We start from the raw sequence: 13,318 nt of genomic DNA, 5'->3' as shown, positions 1-13,318 counted from the left end.
CATTGAAACTGATTCTGTCGATATGGCACAGCGATGTGTCATCGGGAGGTGTCGCCTTAATGGTCGGACCCTACAGCCACAGCATATTGAGCAACTGCGGCTCGCTCAACGATGGCCATTCCGGCTTGAAGGGCTGGTCGCAGACGCAGCCGCAGGATCGGACTTGCCAGTGTCGGGAGGTCCGTCGTTTCTATTACGAGAACATAATCGAGATCCGGAATGGTCGCGCCGAGCACCCTGAGATCCCTCTTGGAAGAGGCCGACCGTTAGCGGGCCTCGCCGCCGCCGAACAGGCGGGAGCGCGTCAGGAAACGCATTTCGCGCCCGTTGTCGAGCGAGAACATGCCGCCGCGCCCGGGCACCACGTCGATGACGAGCTGGGTATGTTTCCAGGCCTCGAACTGGCTTGCGCTGATATAGACTGGCACGCCGCCGACCTCACCGAGCTTCACGTCATGGTCGCCGATCATGAATTCATTTGCCGGATAGCACATCGGCGAAGATCCGTCGCAGCACCCGCCGGATTGATGGAAGAGGATATGCGGATGGTCCTGTTGGATCTCACGGATCAGTTCGAGCGCCCGGTCGGTCGCAAGCACGTGCGGCTCGCCACTGGTTTCATCCATTTGCCTTCTCCCCTTTCCTCAGTGTGGAACTCGAAGGCCCGCGGCCGCAGCCGCGGGCCTTCGAGCGGCTCTTTTGGGAGGAGATCAGAAGAAGCCAAGAGCCTTCGGGCTGTAGCTGACCAGCATGTTCTTGGTCTGCTGGTAGTGATCGAGCATCATCTTGTGGGTCTCTCGGCCGAGACCGGACTGCTTATAGCCGCCGAAAGCTGCATGTGCCGGATAGGCATGGTAGCAATTCGTCCAGACCCGGCCGGCCTGGATCTCCCGCCCGAAGCGATAGGCGCGGTTGCCGTCGCGCGTCCACACGCCGGCGCCGAGGCCGTATAGCGTGTCGTTGGCGATTTCAAGCGCTTCCTTCTCGTCCTTGAAGGTCGTAACCGAAACGACCGGCCCGAAGATTTCCTCCTGGAAAATCCGCATTTTGTTGTGGCCGCGGAAGATCGTCGGCTTGATGTAATAGCCGCTCGACAATTCGCCGCCGAGATCGTTGCGCGAGCCGCCGGTCAACACTTCGGCGCCTTCCTGGCGGCCGACATCGAGATAGGCGAGGATCTTCTCCATCTGCTCGCTCGATGCCTGGGCGCCGATCATCGTTTCCGTGTCGAGCGGATTGCCTTGGCGGATCGATTCGACGCGTTTGACGGCCTTTTCCATGAACCGGTCGTAAATCGATTCCTGGATGAGGGCGCGGCTCGGGCAGGTGCAAACTTCGCCCTGGTTCAGCGCAAACATGGCAAAGCCTTCGAGCGACTTGTCCAGGAAGTCGTCGTCTTCAGCCATTACGTCGGCGAAGAAGATGTTGGGCGACTTGCCGCCAAGTTCCAGCGTCACGGGGATCAAGTTCTGGCTGGCATATTGCATGATCAGCCGGCCGGTCGTCGTCTCGCCGGTAAAGGCGATCTTGGCGATGCGGTTACTGGATGCCAGCGGCTTTCCGGCTTCGAGGCCGAAGCCGTTGACGATGTTGAGCACGCCGGGCGGCAGGAGATCGCCCACCAATTCGGCCCAGACGAGTAGCGAGGCGGGTGTTTGTTCTGCCGGTTTGATGACAACGCAGTTGCCGGCAGCAAGCGCCGGGGCGAGCTTCCAGGCGGCCATCAGGATCGGGAAATTCCACGGAATGATTTGCCCGACGACGCCGAGCGGCTCATGGAAATGGTATGCGACCGTGTCGTGGTCAATTTCGCCAATTGAACCTTCCTGGGCCCGGATGCAAGCAGCGAAATAGCGGAAATGGTCGATCGCGAGCGGAATGTCGGCCGCCATGGTTTCGCGGATCGGCTTGCCGTTATCCCAGGTTTCGGCCTGGGCCAGCAATTCCAGCTTGTCTTCCATTCGTTGGGCGATCTTCATCAGGATGTTGGAGCGCTCGGCGGCCGAGGTCCTGGCCCATTTGTCCTTGGCAGCATGGGCGGCATCGAGCGCCGCATTGATATCCTTCTCATCCGAACGCGGGATCTCGCAGATCTTGCCGCCGGTCACAGGCGTCACGTTGTCGAAATATTTGCCGCCGACCGGCTCGCGCCATTCGCCGCCGATATAGTTGCCGTATCTCAGCTTGAACGGAGACTCGACGATTTTCTGATGCAGCATGTCATCCTCCCTTGATGGCAGGTTCTGGCAGAACCCGATGGGAGAAATCTGCGCGTGTTCCTGTCGCGGCGACAGGGTGGCCACTCCATACTGCAACGCACAGTGTCGCAATCCTGCGACACTGTGAACATGCTAACGTAGGCCGAACTTGTTTATCTTGCGATGGAGCGTCGCTCGGTTCATGCCGAGCGTTGCGGCGGCCTGTGAGACATTGCCGCCGGCGCGCGACAGCGCCCGCAGCAAAGCGGCCCGCTCAACCTCCAGCAATTCTTCGCCGACCCCGCACTGATTTTCATGCAGCGCGTCCGACGCGGGAATGCCGGCCGCGATGCGCCGATCATCGAGCTTCAAGACAAGTCGCGCCGCCCTTGTGGCGCCGAGCACGATGTCGTTTCGATCGACAGCCAGAAGCGCGGAAGTCGAGCCGCTGTCGGTCGGAACCATGACAAAACGGGCGCCAGCAAAGGCGCCGCGAAAGAGGTTGAGTTCGATCCTCATTGCCGCTTCGCGAACGGTCTGCGAAAGGATCGCCAGAGTCACGTCGGTCACTTCCTCTCGGCGAGTGGAAATATCAAGCGCTCCGGCGAGTTGGCCGCGATGGTCACGGATCGGCGCGGTGGTACAACTCAGGTCAATGTTGGAGGAGAAGAAGTGCTGGTCGCGGATGATCGCCACGGCCCGCTCGTCGGCAAGAGCGGTCCCTATGCCATTCGTGCCGATGCTCGCCTCCGTCCAGACCGAGCCGGTCCACAGGCCGAGATCGCGGAAATCCTTGTCGTCTCCGGACGTGCCACGCCGTTCGAGGGCTATGCCTTCCCGGTCGGTCAGCAGCAGGCAGCAGCCCGCCTTGCCGACCGTCACGAACAGGCGGTCCAATTCATCGGCCGCTTCCGTCACCAGTCTTCCCGAACGCTCGCGCGCCGCTTGGAATTCCTGTTCGGTCAAGCGGAGGGGCTGCCGCTTGTCCTCCGGCGCCAAGCGATGCATCGTCATACAACGCCGCCATGATGCAACGACCGGGGAACTCGCCGCGGCGGACTGCGCTCTCTCATAGACCTCGTCCGCATGGACGGATTGTTCGTGCATTGGTCTCCTCCCACCGAATGCCACATCAACTGTCGCTAAAAAAGTGACACATTGCAATAATCGGCTCTGCCGTCATCCAATATATTTTGCGGGATATATCGATGAAGCTTCCGGCTTTTTGGTGCTTGGCGCCAACCTGTCGATGCGCGACCGATAGCCGTTCCATGGTCAAGCCTCGTGTGTGTCACTGAACCAGCTTCCGATTCTGGACAGTCTCAGGTAATTTCCGCTATCCTACAATGTCAGCACACTCATTCCGGATATATGAAGAACTCAATGAAAATCGACATCCAGCCAAGCCAACTAGGCACCGAGGATCGCCCTTCGGAGGCCAGTCAAGGTCGCCTGGGGATACGGCTGCGGCTTGCCAGGCAGACGCTCGGGATGACGCTGAAGGCATTGGCGACGGCAGTTGATTGTTCCGAAAGCCTGCTTTCGAAAATCGAAAATGGCAAGGCGTCGCCCTCCTTGCCGATGCTACATCGGCTGGTGGAAGTGCTCGGTACGAATATCGGCTGGATGTTTGAGGAGACGGATGGAGAGGAAGGGATCGTCTTTCGCGCGGGGACGCGCCCGCTGATCGGGCTTGATCCGCTCCGACGCGGCGAGGGCATCTCGCTCGAGCGGATCATCCCCTATTCGCCGGGCCATTTGCTTCAATGCAATATCCACCACATCGAACCAGGCGGTGAAAGTGCTGGGCCGATACAGCACGCCGGTGAGGAGGTTGGTTATTTGCTCGCCGGTTCAATCGAGCTGATGGTCGGCGAGAAGACCTTCAAGCTTTCCATCGGCGATTCCTTCGTCTTCAAGTCCGAGTTGCCGCATTGGTACAGAAACGTCGGAACAACGCGCGCCAGCATATTCTGGGTCAATACGCCGGCGACGTTCTGATTGTCCGACAGAGTCTGAAAGCTTCCTGCCGGCATATCAATTCAAGTCACTTGACAACTATTCAAGTCTCTTGAATTATGCCCCTGCTGACAATGCCAATGAGCCCGATCACGGGCCTTTCCGCAAGGGGAACACACATGCGCCTTTTCAAGTATGCAGCGGGCTGCGCTGCAGCCGCAGTTTTGACACTTGCTTTCGGCAGCGCATCCGCTTTTGCCGAAACCTTCGCCTTGGTGACCATCAACCAGCAGGCCCTCTTCTTCAATCAGATCAACGACGGGGCAAAGGCCGCCGCCAAGGCCGTCGGCGCCGATCTCGTTATTTTCAATGCAAACAACGTGCCGAGCGCACAGAACGACGCCATCGAGAACTACATCACCCAGAAAGTCGACGGTATCATCCTGGTCGCGATCGACGTGAACGGCGTGAAGCCCGCAGTCACGGCGGCTAAGAAAGCCGGGATCCCGGTCATTGCCATCGATGCGCAGATCCCCGATGGCGACAACATTGCCTTCGTCGGTGTCGACAACACCAAGGCCGGTGGGGACATCGGCAAGTTCTACGCCGATTACGTCAAGAGCAAGATGAGCGGTTCCGCCAAGATCGGCGTTGTCGGGGCGCTCAACTCTTTCATCCAGAATCAGCGTCTCGATGGCTTCAAAAAGGCCGTCGCCGACAGCGGCGAGAAGGTGACGTTTCTAGATACGGTCGATGGCCAGAATGTTCAGGACGTAGCTCTCAGCGCCGCGGAAAACCTGATGACGGCCAATCCTGATATGACGACGCTTTATGCGACCGGCGAGCCGGCGCTTCTCGGTGCGGTTTCGGCCGTCACAAGCCAGGGCCGTACCGGCGACGTCAAGGTCTTTGGTTGGGATCTGACCAAGCAGGCGATTGAGGGTATCGACCAGGGCTGGGTCACTGCCGTCATCCAGCAGGATCCGGCCGGTGAAGGCAAGGCTGCGGTTGAAGCGCTTGACAAGGTCAAAAAGGGTGGAACGATCGACAAGATCATCAATGTTCCGGTCACCATTGTCACCAAGGACAATGTCGACAAGTTCCGGGACATGTTCAAGTAGGCGGCGCCGCGAATATGCAGACCGCCGCCAGTAATGGCCGCGGTTTGCGTGACATCCGCGCAGCAGAAACTCTTGTCAGGTGGAAACGCCATGAACGATGAAACCTACCGCGTCAGGATGACCGGTATCTCCAAACGTTACCAGACGATTCAGACGCTCGACGATGTCTCGCTGACGCTGAGGCCTGGCGAAGTTCTCGGCCTCGTTGGTGACAATGGCGCCGGCAAGTCAACGCTGAGCAAGGTACTATCCGGTGCGGTCATCCCCGATTCCGGATCCATCGAAATCGATGGGGAGACTGTCGTTTTCGCATCTCCGGCCGATTCACGGGCTGCACGCATCGAGATGGTGTACCAGGACCTGTCCCTCTGCGACAGCGTCGACGTGGCTGGCAACATCTTCCTTGGCCGGGAGCCCCGGCGGCGCCTGTTCGGATTTCCGTTTCTCGATAACAGGAAGATGCATGAAGAAGCGCGCGACATGCTGGAGCGGCTCGGCATCGTCATTGCCGACACGCGATTGAAAGTGGAAAATCTGTCCGGCGGGCAGCGTCAGTCGATCGCGATCGGGAGAGCGGCTTCGTTCAACCCGTCGGTCCTGATCATGGATGAGCCGACCGCAGCCCTGGCGGTCGCCGAGGTCGAGGCCGTGCTCGACCTGATCAAGGCGGTCAGTGCACGCGGCGTCAGCGTCATTCTCATTACCCATCGGCTCCAGGACCTGTTCCTCGTCTGCGATCGCATCCAGGTCATGTATGAAGGGCGCAATGTCGCCGAACGCAAAATTGAAGATACGAGCATCGAGGAAGTCGTCAATCTGATCGTCGGACGCAAATTCGAGGCCCGGTCGGCCGGCCACCGCAAGGACCAGGGAGCTCAGGCATGACAACATCGTCTTCCACAGCGCATGCGCCCGCCGCGACAACTGCGCGCTCGCGCATTCATAAAGGCAGATGGCGCGACAAAATCATGAGCAACGGCAGCATCGTGTCGATCGCGTTGTTCTTCTTTGTCGTCTGCGTCTTCTTTTCCATCTTCACGAGCGCCTTCCTGACGGCACCCAACCTGTTGAATATCGTTCGCCAGTCCGCGCCCTTGCTGATAGTCGCCGCGTCGATGACCTTCGTCATCACCACAGGAGGCATAGATCTTTCCGTGGGATCGGTGCTTGCCTTGACCGCCACCCTTTCAGCTGCATCGCTGCAGGCGGGAATAGGCTGGCCGCTTGTGGTCGTGCTTATGCTGGTCCTGGGCGGTGCCGTCGGAGCCTTGCAGGGTTTCTTCATCGCCTATGAGCGCATCCCGGCCTTTATCGTCACGCTCGCCGGACTTTCGGTCGTACGTGGTCTGGCGCTGCTGATCACCGCTGGCTATTCCATTCCCGTAGACGCGGAAAGTCCTTTCACGGCAATCGGCAGGGCCTGGTTTCTCGGGGTCCCGGTGCCGGCGCTGATTGCGTTGCTTGCCCTGGTTCTTGCCTATGTTACGTTCAACCAGACGCCGTTAGGTCGTTATGTGACCGGTATCGGCGCCAACGCCGAAGCTGTGCGCCGTGCAGGCGTCAATACCCGCTTCGTCACCCTCTGCGTCTATGTTCTGTCCGGTGCGGCCGCCGCAATGGCGGGTATCATTCTCGCTGCCCGGCTCGGCTCGGGGTCGTCCAATGCCGGGCAGGGCTTTGAACTCGACGTCATCGCCGCGGTGGTGCTCGGCGGCACCAGCCTGTTCGGAGGCCGTGGCACAATCTTGGGCACTATTCTTGGTGCACTGACCGTCGCCGTTATCGCCAACGGCCTGATCCTTGCGCATATGTCACCATTTCTCACGCCGATCGTCACCGGCGCCATCATCCTCATCGCGATCTGGTTGAATTTCCGGATCTTCAAGGGTGCCGTCAGGAGCCGATGACCCATGGACGATCTTTTTGGAACACAGCCAAGGGAACGGGCAGCCATCGGTGTCTCATCCGGCACTGCCATGACGGTTCTGGGGCCGGTCCCGATCGACGGCCTTGGCATCACGCTCATGCACGAGCATATCCTGCTCGACGGGGCGCGCACTTGGAAATGCCCCTGTCATCCGGACGACAGGCTGATTGCCGAACAGAAGGTCAATATCGAGATCGTCGGCGAATTGCGGATGAATCCGTATATGAACCGCGACAATGTCTCGCTGGACGATAGCGATCTGGCGCTTACCGAACTGAAGAAATTCCAAGCGCTCGGCGGCCATACGGTCATCGAGGCGACTAATATCGGCATCGGTCGCGATCCGGAAAAGCTTGCTCGTATATCGCGCATGTCTGGAATGAAGATCATCATGGGGACGGGGTTCTACCTTGAGCATACCCATCCAGAGTGGCTGAAAGAGATGGACGTCGATGACATCACGGAGTTCATCATCAATGATGTCGGCGGAAGCGCCGTTCAACCGGACATCATGGCCGGCATCATCGGCGAGGTTGGCGTCAGCAAGGATTTCACGTCCGAGGAGTTGAAATCGCTCCGCGCCTCGGCCCGTGCTTCCCGCATCACCGGCTTGCCGCTTTCGATCCATCTTCCCGGCTGGGAGCGGCTCGCCCATAAGGTGCTCGACGTTGCGGAAGAGGAGGGGGCCGATCTCCGGCACACCATTTTATGCCATATGAACCCAAGCCATAACGACCTCGCCTACCAGAAAAGCCTGGCTGAGCGCGGTGCGTTTCTCGAATACGACATGATCGGCATGGACTACTATTATGCCGATCAGGACGCGCAATCCCCATCCGATGAGGAAAATGCCCGTGCTCTTCGCGCGCTCATCGATATGGGTTTTGTCGACCGGCTACTATTGTCGCAGGACGTCTTCCTGAAAATCATGCTGACGCGCTATGGCGGTTTTGGCTACGGCTACATCCTCAAGCATTTCGTGCCACGGCTGAGGCGCCATGGTGTGGAGCAGGCAGCGATTGATCAAATGCTGACCGACAATCCGAAATCCGTTTTTTCCGCCGCTTGACCGGCCAAGAAATCCGTATCGCAAGGAGCATACATGTCCAAGAAGACGATCCTTCTCGCTGGAGAATCCTGGGTATCGACGGCAACCCATATCAAGGGTTTCGATCAGTTTCCGACTGTGACCTATCACACCGGCGCCGACGAACTGCTTGCCGCGCTAGACAACAGCGACTTCGATGTCACCTTTATGCCGGCGCATGAGGCGCAGCGCGATTTCCCGCAGACGATCGAGGCTCTGTCAGCCTATGACGCGGTTGTGCTGTCGGACATCGGGGCGAACACACTGCTCCTACATCCCGATACCTGGATCCATTCAAAGACGACGCCGAACCGCCTACGCCTGCTACGCGACTATGTCCGCAACGGCGGCGGTTTGCTGATGTTCGGCGGCTATTACAGCTTCCAGGGCATCAACGGCGGTGCGCGCTACCGCAAGACGCCGGTCGAAGAAGTCCTGCCCGTAGAGTGCTTATCCGTCGACGATCGGGTCGAGGTGCCAGAAGGGTTCACGCCTGTCGTCACCGGCGACGAGAGCCATCCGATCCTGGCGGGGCTCGGCAAGGACTGGCCGGTTCTTCTCGGTTTCAACGAAGTTGTCGTCAAGGACGAAGCGGAAGTCCTGGCGACTGTTTCCGCCGATTACGGCTCCTTGCCATTGCTGGTCACGGGACGCTACGGCAAGGGACGAACGATTGCCTGGACATCTGATGTCGGGCCGCACTGGCTGCCGCCAGGCTTTATCGCCTGGAATGGCTACAAGACGCTGTTTGAACAAATGCTCGCCTTCGCCACCGCCAAGGATTGAGCCATGCCGGTCCATGTCGTCGGCAACGTCTGTGTCGATACCACGTTTCGGGTCGATCGCTTTCCTCAGCCGGGAGAGACGTTCAATGCGAGAAGTCATATGGACGGTGTCGGCGGCAAGGGTGCGAACCAGGCCGTTGCCGCGGCAAGGACCGGCGCGGATGTCCGGTTTTTTGCGGCCGTCGGAACCGATCCCGCCGCCGCCTTCATCCGCGAGCGGTTGAAGAACGAGTTCGATCTCCGGCAACTGTCGGCAAAGCCTTTGCCGAGCGATCGGTCGACGATCCTCGTCAATCAGGACGGGGAAAACCTGATCGTCAGCGGCATCGATTGCGCAGCCGATTTCGACCCCTTGCGGGAGACCGGTCTTTTGAACCTCATCGCCCACGGCGACATTCTGGTCATGCAAGGCAATCTCAAATCGACGGTCACAAATGCGTGCCTTCGCGCTGCGAAGGCCGCAAGTGCGACCACTATTCTCAATCCGAGCCCCTTGTCGGGCGAAGCGCTGGATCTCGCAGCGGTTGATGTCGTCATTGTCAATCAAGGCGAGGCATTCGAGACCACCGGAAAGCCCGATCCTGAAGATGCGGCTCGAGACCTTGTTCGCCGAGGCGCGAAGGCTGCGATCGTCACGCTTGGCGCAGCCGGATGTCTGCTGCTGGAAGACGGCGCCGTCGATCTCATTCCCGCGGTCAAGGTGGCTGTGGTCGATACCAGTGGCGCTGGCGACATTTTTTGCGGGTGTCTCGCCGGATGTCTAATGAAGGGATGGAGGCTCGCGCAATCGGCACGGACGGCGGTAGCGGCTGCCGCTCTGGCGGTCGGCCGCCGCGGAACCTTGGAAGCCTGCCCGAGCCGGGTGGAGCTTGAGAAACTCATGAACACAGTGGAGGCGGAAAGCCTATGACACTCTCTCAAAAACCTGTCGGCCAAGCGTCCGGTGATGCGCTTCTTTCACTTTTCGGCAGGACGAAGGTCGTGATCGGCGTCGTCCATCTGGCACCGCTGCCCGGTGCACCACGCTATGATGGCGAGGCGATCGAAGTGATTTATCAACGTGGTCTTGACGATGCTAGGGCCTATTTGCAGGGCGGCTGCGACAGCGTCATCGTCGAAAACCATGGCGACATCCCTTTCTCAAAGCCCGATGATATCGGCCCCGAAACCGCAGCCTATATGTCCGTTGTATCGGATAGGATCCGCCGCGAGCTTGGCCGCCCGATCGGCATCAACGTTCTTGCCAACGCCGCCATTCCGGCTTTGTCCATTGCGAGCGCTTCCGGCGCAGGCTTCGTGCGCGTCAATCAATGGGCCAATGCCTATGTCGCCAACGAGGGCTTCGTCGAAGGCGAGGCAGCACGCGCGATGCGTTTTCGCGCCAAATTGCGGGCGAACGGGATCCGGATTTTCGCCGATGCCCATGTCAAGCATGGAGCGCATGCGATCGTCGCCGACAGGCCGGTGGAAGAGCAGGTCAAGGACTTGGTCTTCTTCGATGCCGATGCTGTTATTGCGACCGGCCAGCGCACCGGCCATGCCGCTGATCTCGGCTATATCCGGATGATCAAAGAAGCGGCAGGCTTGCCGACACTGGTGGGAAGCGGAGTCACACCGGAGAATGCCAACGATATTCTCGATATTGTCGACGGCGTCATCGTTGCTAGCTCGCTCAAACATGAAGGCGTCTGGTGGAATGCTGTCGATCCAAAGAGGGTCGGAAGCTTTATGGCCGGTTTGCGCCGATGAGGCTGAGGCCAGAGATCTGTGGCGAGCGGTTGCTTCGCCGCTTGAGTGATTTTGCCGAAATCGGTAGGACAAGTGCCGGTGGGGTCAACCGGCAGGCACTGAGCAAGGAAGATCGCGCCGCCCGGCATCTTCTCGCCGATCTTGCCAGGGCACGCGGCTTCAAGGTCTTTCAGGATCCGATCGCCAACCTGTTCCTCCGTCGGGAGGGCCGCAATCCGATGCGGCCGCCAATGCTCATCGGCAGCCATCTTGACAGCCAACCGACCGGTGGTCGCTTCGACGGCGCGCTTGGTACGCTTGCCGCCTTTGAAGTGCTGGAGGCCGTGGAAGATCAGGGTTATGAGACCGAAGCTGCGATCGAAGTCGTCGCCTGGACAAACGAAGAAGGAAGCCGTTTCACGCCCGGCGTCATGGGATCGATGACGTTTGTCGGTGCTGCGCATCCGAACGATTTCCGATCCGTTGTTTCAGGCGAGGGAGAAAGCTTCAGCCAAGAACTCACCGCTACACTTGCAGCCCTGCCTGAGGCGATAATGCGCCCGCTCGGCACACCGATTTCGGCCTATCTCGAACTGCATATCGAGCAGGGGCCCTCGCTTGAGCGTGAAGGCCTTGCCGCAGGTATCGTGACCGCCGTTCAGGGTACGCGATGGCTGACAGTGACGTTTTCGGGGAGTGCAGGCCACGCGGGCACAACATCGCTTGCCTACCGGCGCGATCCGATGGTGGCGGCAACATTGGCGCTCAATCGGCTGCAAATGTCGATCATGCCGCAAGACGACGACGCGAGGCTGACCGTCGGACGGTTTTCGGCGCACCCGGGTTCGATTAATGCCATACCGGATCGCGTGACCTTTACCATTGACATCCGGCATCCGGACGCGTCGACCTTGACTGCCATCGACGCAAGTGTTCGCGCGACCTGCGAAGAGGCGGCTTTGTCGCAACAATGCAGCGTCGGGATATCAACGTCCTTTGATATGCCGCCTGGCTGGTTCTCCAAGGTTATGACGGATCGGATCGAAGCTGCTGCGCAGGCTCTCGGATTGCCTTATAAGCGGATGATTTCCGGCGCCTTCCACGATGCCTTGTTCGTCGCGCGGGTAGCGCCCGCCGCCATGATTTTCGTGCCTTGCCGTGACGGCATTAGCCACAACGAGGCCGAATATGTCGAGCCCGCAGACGTCATCAATGGCGCCCGTCTACTGCTGGAAGCGACCTTGGGATGTATGCTCTAGGCCCAGGCGGTTGGTTCTCCAGGCAAGGCAAAGCCGGTGGCCTCAAGCGCTGGAACTCTCCGTCTCGGGGTGCGTGAACGGAAAGCTGTTTTGCGAAAACCTCAAAATCGGTTGATCTTGAAGTCGTCAAGAAAGACGTCTGTCCTGCCCATGCTCATGATCTCCGCCATGACTTCCCCGACGCCGGGCCCTAATTGGAAACCGTGTCCGCAGAAGCCGAAAGCATGAAACAGACCGGGCGTCGTGGCGGACGGCCCCATCACCGGAAGACCGTCCTCGACATAACCCTCGCAGCCGGACCAGGTGCGGATCACCGCGACGTTGGCAAGCATCGGCAGCAGTGGCAGCAAGGCCCGGAGTTGTCCGGGCAAGCGTGCCGGATCTGCCGTAGCGTATCCCGTATCCAGCGACACGTCGGTTCGTTCCGCCCCGCCGCCGAAGACGACGTTGCCGCGTTCGACCTGGCGTAGATAGCCACCGCCATGGTCATGCGCCCAGACGCCGACGACCGGCAGAATGCGGTGGGGAAGAGGTTCGGTAACGCCCATTTGCGGCCCTTTGGCAACTATCGGGACGTTCTCGCCAAACTGTGCGGCGATACGGGCACCCCAGGCACCTGCCGTATTAAGCAGTGCCTCTGCCGCGTAGTCTCCCTTGGACGTTTCGATTTTGAAGCCGGAAACAACTCTGGTGATGGCCCGGACGTCAGCCTCTTCGACGATCTTCGCCCCGAGACGTCGGGCAGCATCAGCGAAAGCAGGGGCTATCAGGCGAGGATTGCCGCTTCCGTCTTTCGGTGAAAAGGATGCAGCAATGGCTTTGGGGCCAAGACCCGGAAAGCGGCTGCGGATTTCTTTTGGCCCAAGCTCTTCCAAGTCGAGGTCCCAAGGCCTGGCCGCCTCCGCGAAGGAGCGCATTTCGTCGAGGCCAGCCTGGCTGAATATCAATCTCAGATGGCCGGTGGCGCGGAACTCAACGTCACGACCCAGCATCTTCGAAGCCTCTCCCCACAGCGCCAGCGATCGGCGTGCGAGCGCCAACTGGGGAATATAACGGCCGCTCCGGCGGATGTTCCCAAATGAGGCGACGGTCGCTCCGCTGCCGACCCGGTTGCGTTCCACGAGTGTCACGCGGACCCCGCGCCGGGCCAAAAAATATGCGGAGGCGGCTCCCATTAAGCCGCCACCTAGAACGATCGCATCCATCGGCTCCCCGCCCTGCACTCAGAATGGCCCTAGCCTCCGCGATTTGACC

The 13,318-nt window shown here is 59.7% G+C and carries 13 protein-coding genes; 9 read left to right on the top strand and 4 right to left on the bottom strand.

Going from position 1 to position 13,318, the window contains the following annotated elements; genetic code table 11:
• Window positions 1-266: 266 nt before the first annotated feature.
• The 3 genes from PY650_RS09055 to PY650_RS09045 form a co-directional block, all read right to left on the bottom strand.
• Entirely contained in the window at window positions 267-626 is a 360-nt protein-coding gene (locus tag PY650_RS09055; RefSeq protein WP_285878815.1) for a DUF779 domain-containing protein, read from the bottom strand.
• 84 nt (window positions 627-710) lie between these two features.
• Window positions 711-2,219: an aldehyde dehydrogenase gene (adh, locus tag PY650_RS09050; protein ID WP_285878814.1), complete on the bottom strand. Its 1,509-nt coding sequence runs from the start codon at window positions 2,217-2,219 to the stop codon at window positions 711-713.
• Between the two features lie 132 nt (window positions 2,220-2,351).
• The gene (locus tag PY650_RS09045; protein ID WP_285878813.1) at window positions 2,352-3,305 is read right to left on the bottom strand and encodes a helix-turn-helix domain-containing protein; all 954 of its coding nucleotides are present in this window, start codon (window positions 3,303-3,305) and stop codon (window positions 2,352-2,354) included.
• Window positions 3,306-3,581: 276 nt separating this feature from the next.
• On the opposite strand from PY650_RS09045, the gene PY650_RS09040 reads away from it, so the two are divergent.
• From PY650_RS09040 to PY650_RS09000, 9 genes are all read left to right on the top strand, one after another.
• Entirely contained in the window at window positions 3,582-4,199 is a 618-nt protein-coding gene (locus PY650_RS09040; protein WP_285878812.1) for a cupin domain-containing protein, read from the top strand.
• 137 nt (window positions 4,200-4,336) lie between these two features.
• On the top strand, window positions 4,337-5,278 hold the full coding sequence (locus PY650_RS09035; protein WP_285878811.1) for an ABC transporter substrate-binding protein: 942 nt from the start codon (window positions 4,337-4,339) through the stop codon (window positions 5,276-5,278).
• 90 nt (window positions 5,279-5,368) lie between these two features.
• The gene (locus tag PY650_RS09030) at window positions 5,369-6,163 is read left to right on the top strand and encodes an ATP-binding cassette domain-containing protein (RefSeq protein WP_285878809.1); all 795 of its coding nucleotides are present in this window, start codon (window positions 5,369-5,371) and stop codon (window positions 6,161-6,163) included.
• An 83-nt stretch (window positions 6,164-6,246) separates the two neighbouring features.
• Entirely contained in the window at window positions 6,247-7,185 is a 939-nt protein-coding gene (locus tag PY650_RS09025; RefSeq protein WP_285878807.1) for an ABC transporter permease, read from the top strand.
• 3 nt (window positions 7,186-7,188) lie between these two features.
• Window positions 7,189-8,274 (top strand): phosphotriesterase family protein, encoded by a 1,086-nt coding sequence (locus PY650_RS09020; RefSeq protein WP_285878806.1) that lies wholly within the window; start codon window positions 7,189-7,191, stop codon window positions 8,272-8,274.
• A 33-nt stretch (window positions 8,275-8,307) separates the two neighbouring features.
• Window positions 8,308-9,078, top strand: a complete 771-nt coding sequence (locus PY650_RS09015) for a glutamine amidotransferase (protein ID WP_285878804.1) — start codon at window positions 8,308-8,310, stop codon at window positions 9,076-9,078.
• Window positions 9,079-9,081: 3 nt separating this feature from the next.
• Window positions 9,082-9,987, top strand: a complete 906-nt coding sequence (locus PY650_RS09010; protein ID WP_285878802.1) for a ribokinase — start codon at window positions 9,082-9,084, stop codon at window positions 9,985-9,987.
• Window positions 9,984-10,826, top strand: a complete 843-nt coding sequence (locus PY650_RS09005; protein ID WP_285878801.1) for a BtpA/SgcQ family protein — start codon at window positions 9,984-9,986, stop codon at window positions 10,824-10,826. The genes PY650_RS09010 and PY650_RS09005 overlap by 4 nt, the downstream gene beginning before the upstream one ends.
• Window positions 10,823-12,064 carry a Zn-dependent hydrolase gene (locus tag PY650_RS09000; RefSeq protein ID WP_285878799.1) on the top strand — a complete coding sequence of 414 codons (1,242 nt, stop codon included), beginning with the start codon at window positions 10,823-10,825 and terminating at the stop codon, window positions 12,062-12,064. The genes PY650_RS09005 and PY650_RS09000 overlap by 4 nt, the downstream gene beginning before the upstream one ends.
• A gap of 101 nt (window positions 12,065-12,165) precedes the next feature.
• On the opposite strand, the gene PY650_RS08995 is transcribed toward PY650_RS09000, so the two are convergent.
• Complete coding sequence (locus tag PY650_RS08995; RefSeq protein WP_285878797.1) at window positions 12,166-13,269, bottom strand: NAD(P)/FAD-dependent oxidoreductase; 1,104 nt, start codon at window positions 13,267-13,269, stop codon at window positions 12,166-12,168.
• Window positions 13,270-13,318: the final 49 nt, after the last annotated feature.

It is taken from the genome of Martinezella calliandrae (genome assembly GCF_030272695.1).
In the GTDB taxonomy this organism is placed as follows: domain Bacteria; phylum Pseudomonadota; class Alphaproteobacteria; order Rhizobiales; family Rhizobiaceae; genus Rhizobium; species Rhizobium calliandrae.
The sequence above is the reverse complement of the archived record's forward strand: the minus strand, read 5'-3'. Positions and strand labels throughout refer to the sequence as shown.

Excerpts from the sequence above, each read along its gene's own strand:
- PY650_RS09000 (WP_285878799.1), top strand. The coding sequence starts at position 10,823 with ATGAGGCTGAGGCCAGAGATCTGTGGCGAGCGGTTGCTTCGCCGCTTG.
- PY650_RS09045 (WP_285878813.1), bottom strand. The coding sequence starts at position 3,305 with ATGCACGAACAATCCGTCCATGCGGACGAGGTCTATGAGAGAGCGCAG.
- PY650_RS09010 (WP_285878802.1), top strand. The coding sequence starts at position 9,082 with ATGCCGGTCCATGTCGTCGGCAACGTCTGTGTCGATACCACGTTTCGG.
- PY650_RS09030 (WP_285878809.1), top strand. The coding sequence starts at position 5,369 with ATGAACGATGAAACCTACCGCGTCAGGATGACCGGTATCTCCAAACGT.
- PY650_RS09055 (WP_285878815.1), bottom strand. The coding sequence starts at position 626 with ATGGATGAAACCAGTGGCGAGCCGCACGTGCTTGCGACCGACCGGGCG.
- PY650_RS08995 (WP_285878797.1), bottom strand. The coding sequence starts at position 13,269 with ATGGATGCGATCGTTCTAGGTGGCGGCTTAATGGGAGCCGCCTCCGCA.
- adh (WP_285878814.1), bottom strand. The coding sequence starts at position 2,219 with ATGCTGCATCAGAAAATCGTCGAGTCTCCGTTCAAGCTGAGATACGGC.
- PY650_RS09040 (WP_285878812.1), top strand. The coding sequence starts at position 3,582 with ATGAAAATCGACATCCAGCCAAGCCAACTAGGCACCGAGGATCGCCCT.
- PY650_RS09025 (WP_285878807.1), top strand. The coding sequence starts at position 6,247 with ATGAGCAACGGCAGCATCGTGTCGATCGCGTTGTTCTTCTTTGTCGTC.
- PY650_RS09020 (WP_285878806.1), top strand. The coding sequence starts at position 7,189 with ATGGACGATCTTTTTGGAACACAGCCAAGGGAACGGGCAGCCATCGGT.
- PY650_RS09015 (WP_285878804.1), top strand. The coding sequence starts at position 8,308 with ATGTCCAAGAAGACGATCCTTCTCGCTGGAGAATCCTGGGTATCGACG.
- PY650_RS09005 (WP_285878801.1), top strand. The coding sequence starts at position 9,984 with ATGACACTCTCTCAAAAACCTGTCGGCCAAGCGTCCGGTGATGCGCTT.
- PY650_RS09035 (WP_285878811.1), top strand. The coding sequence starts at position 4,337 with ATGCGCCTTTTCAAGTATGCAGCGGGCTGCGCTGCAGCCGCAGTTTTG.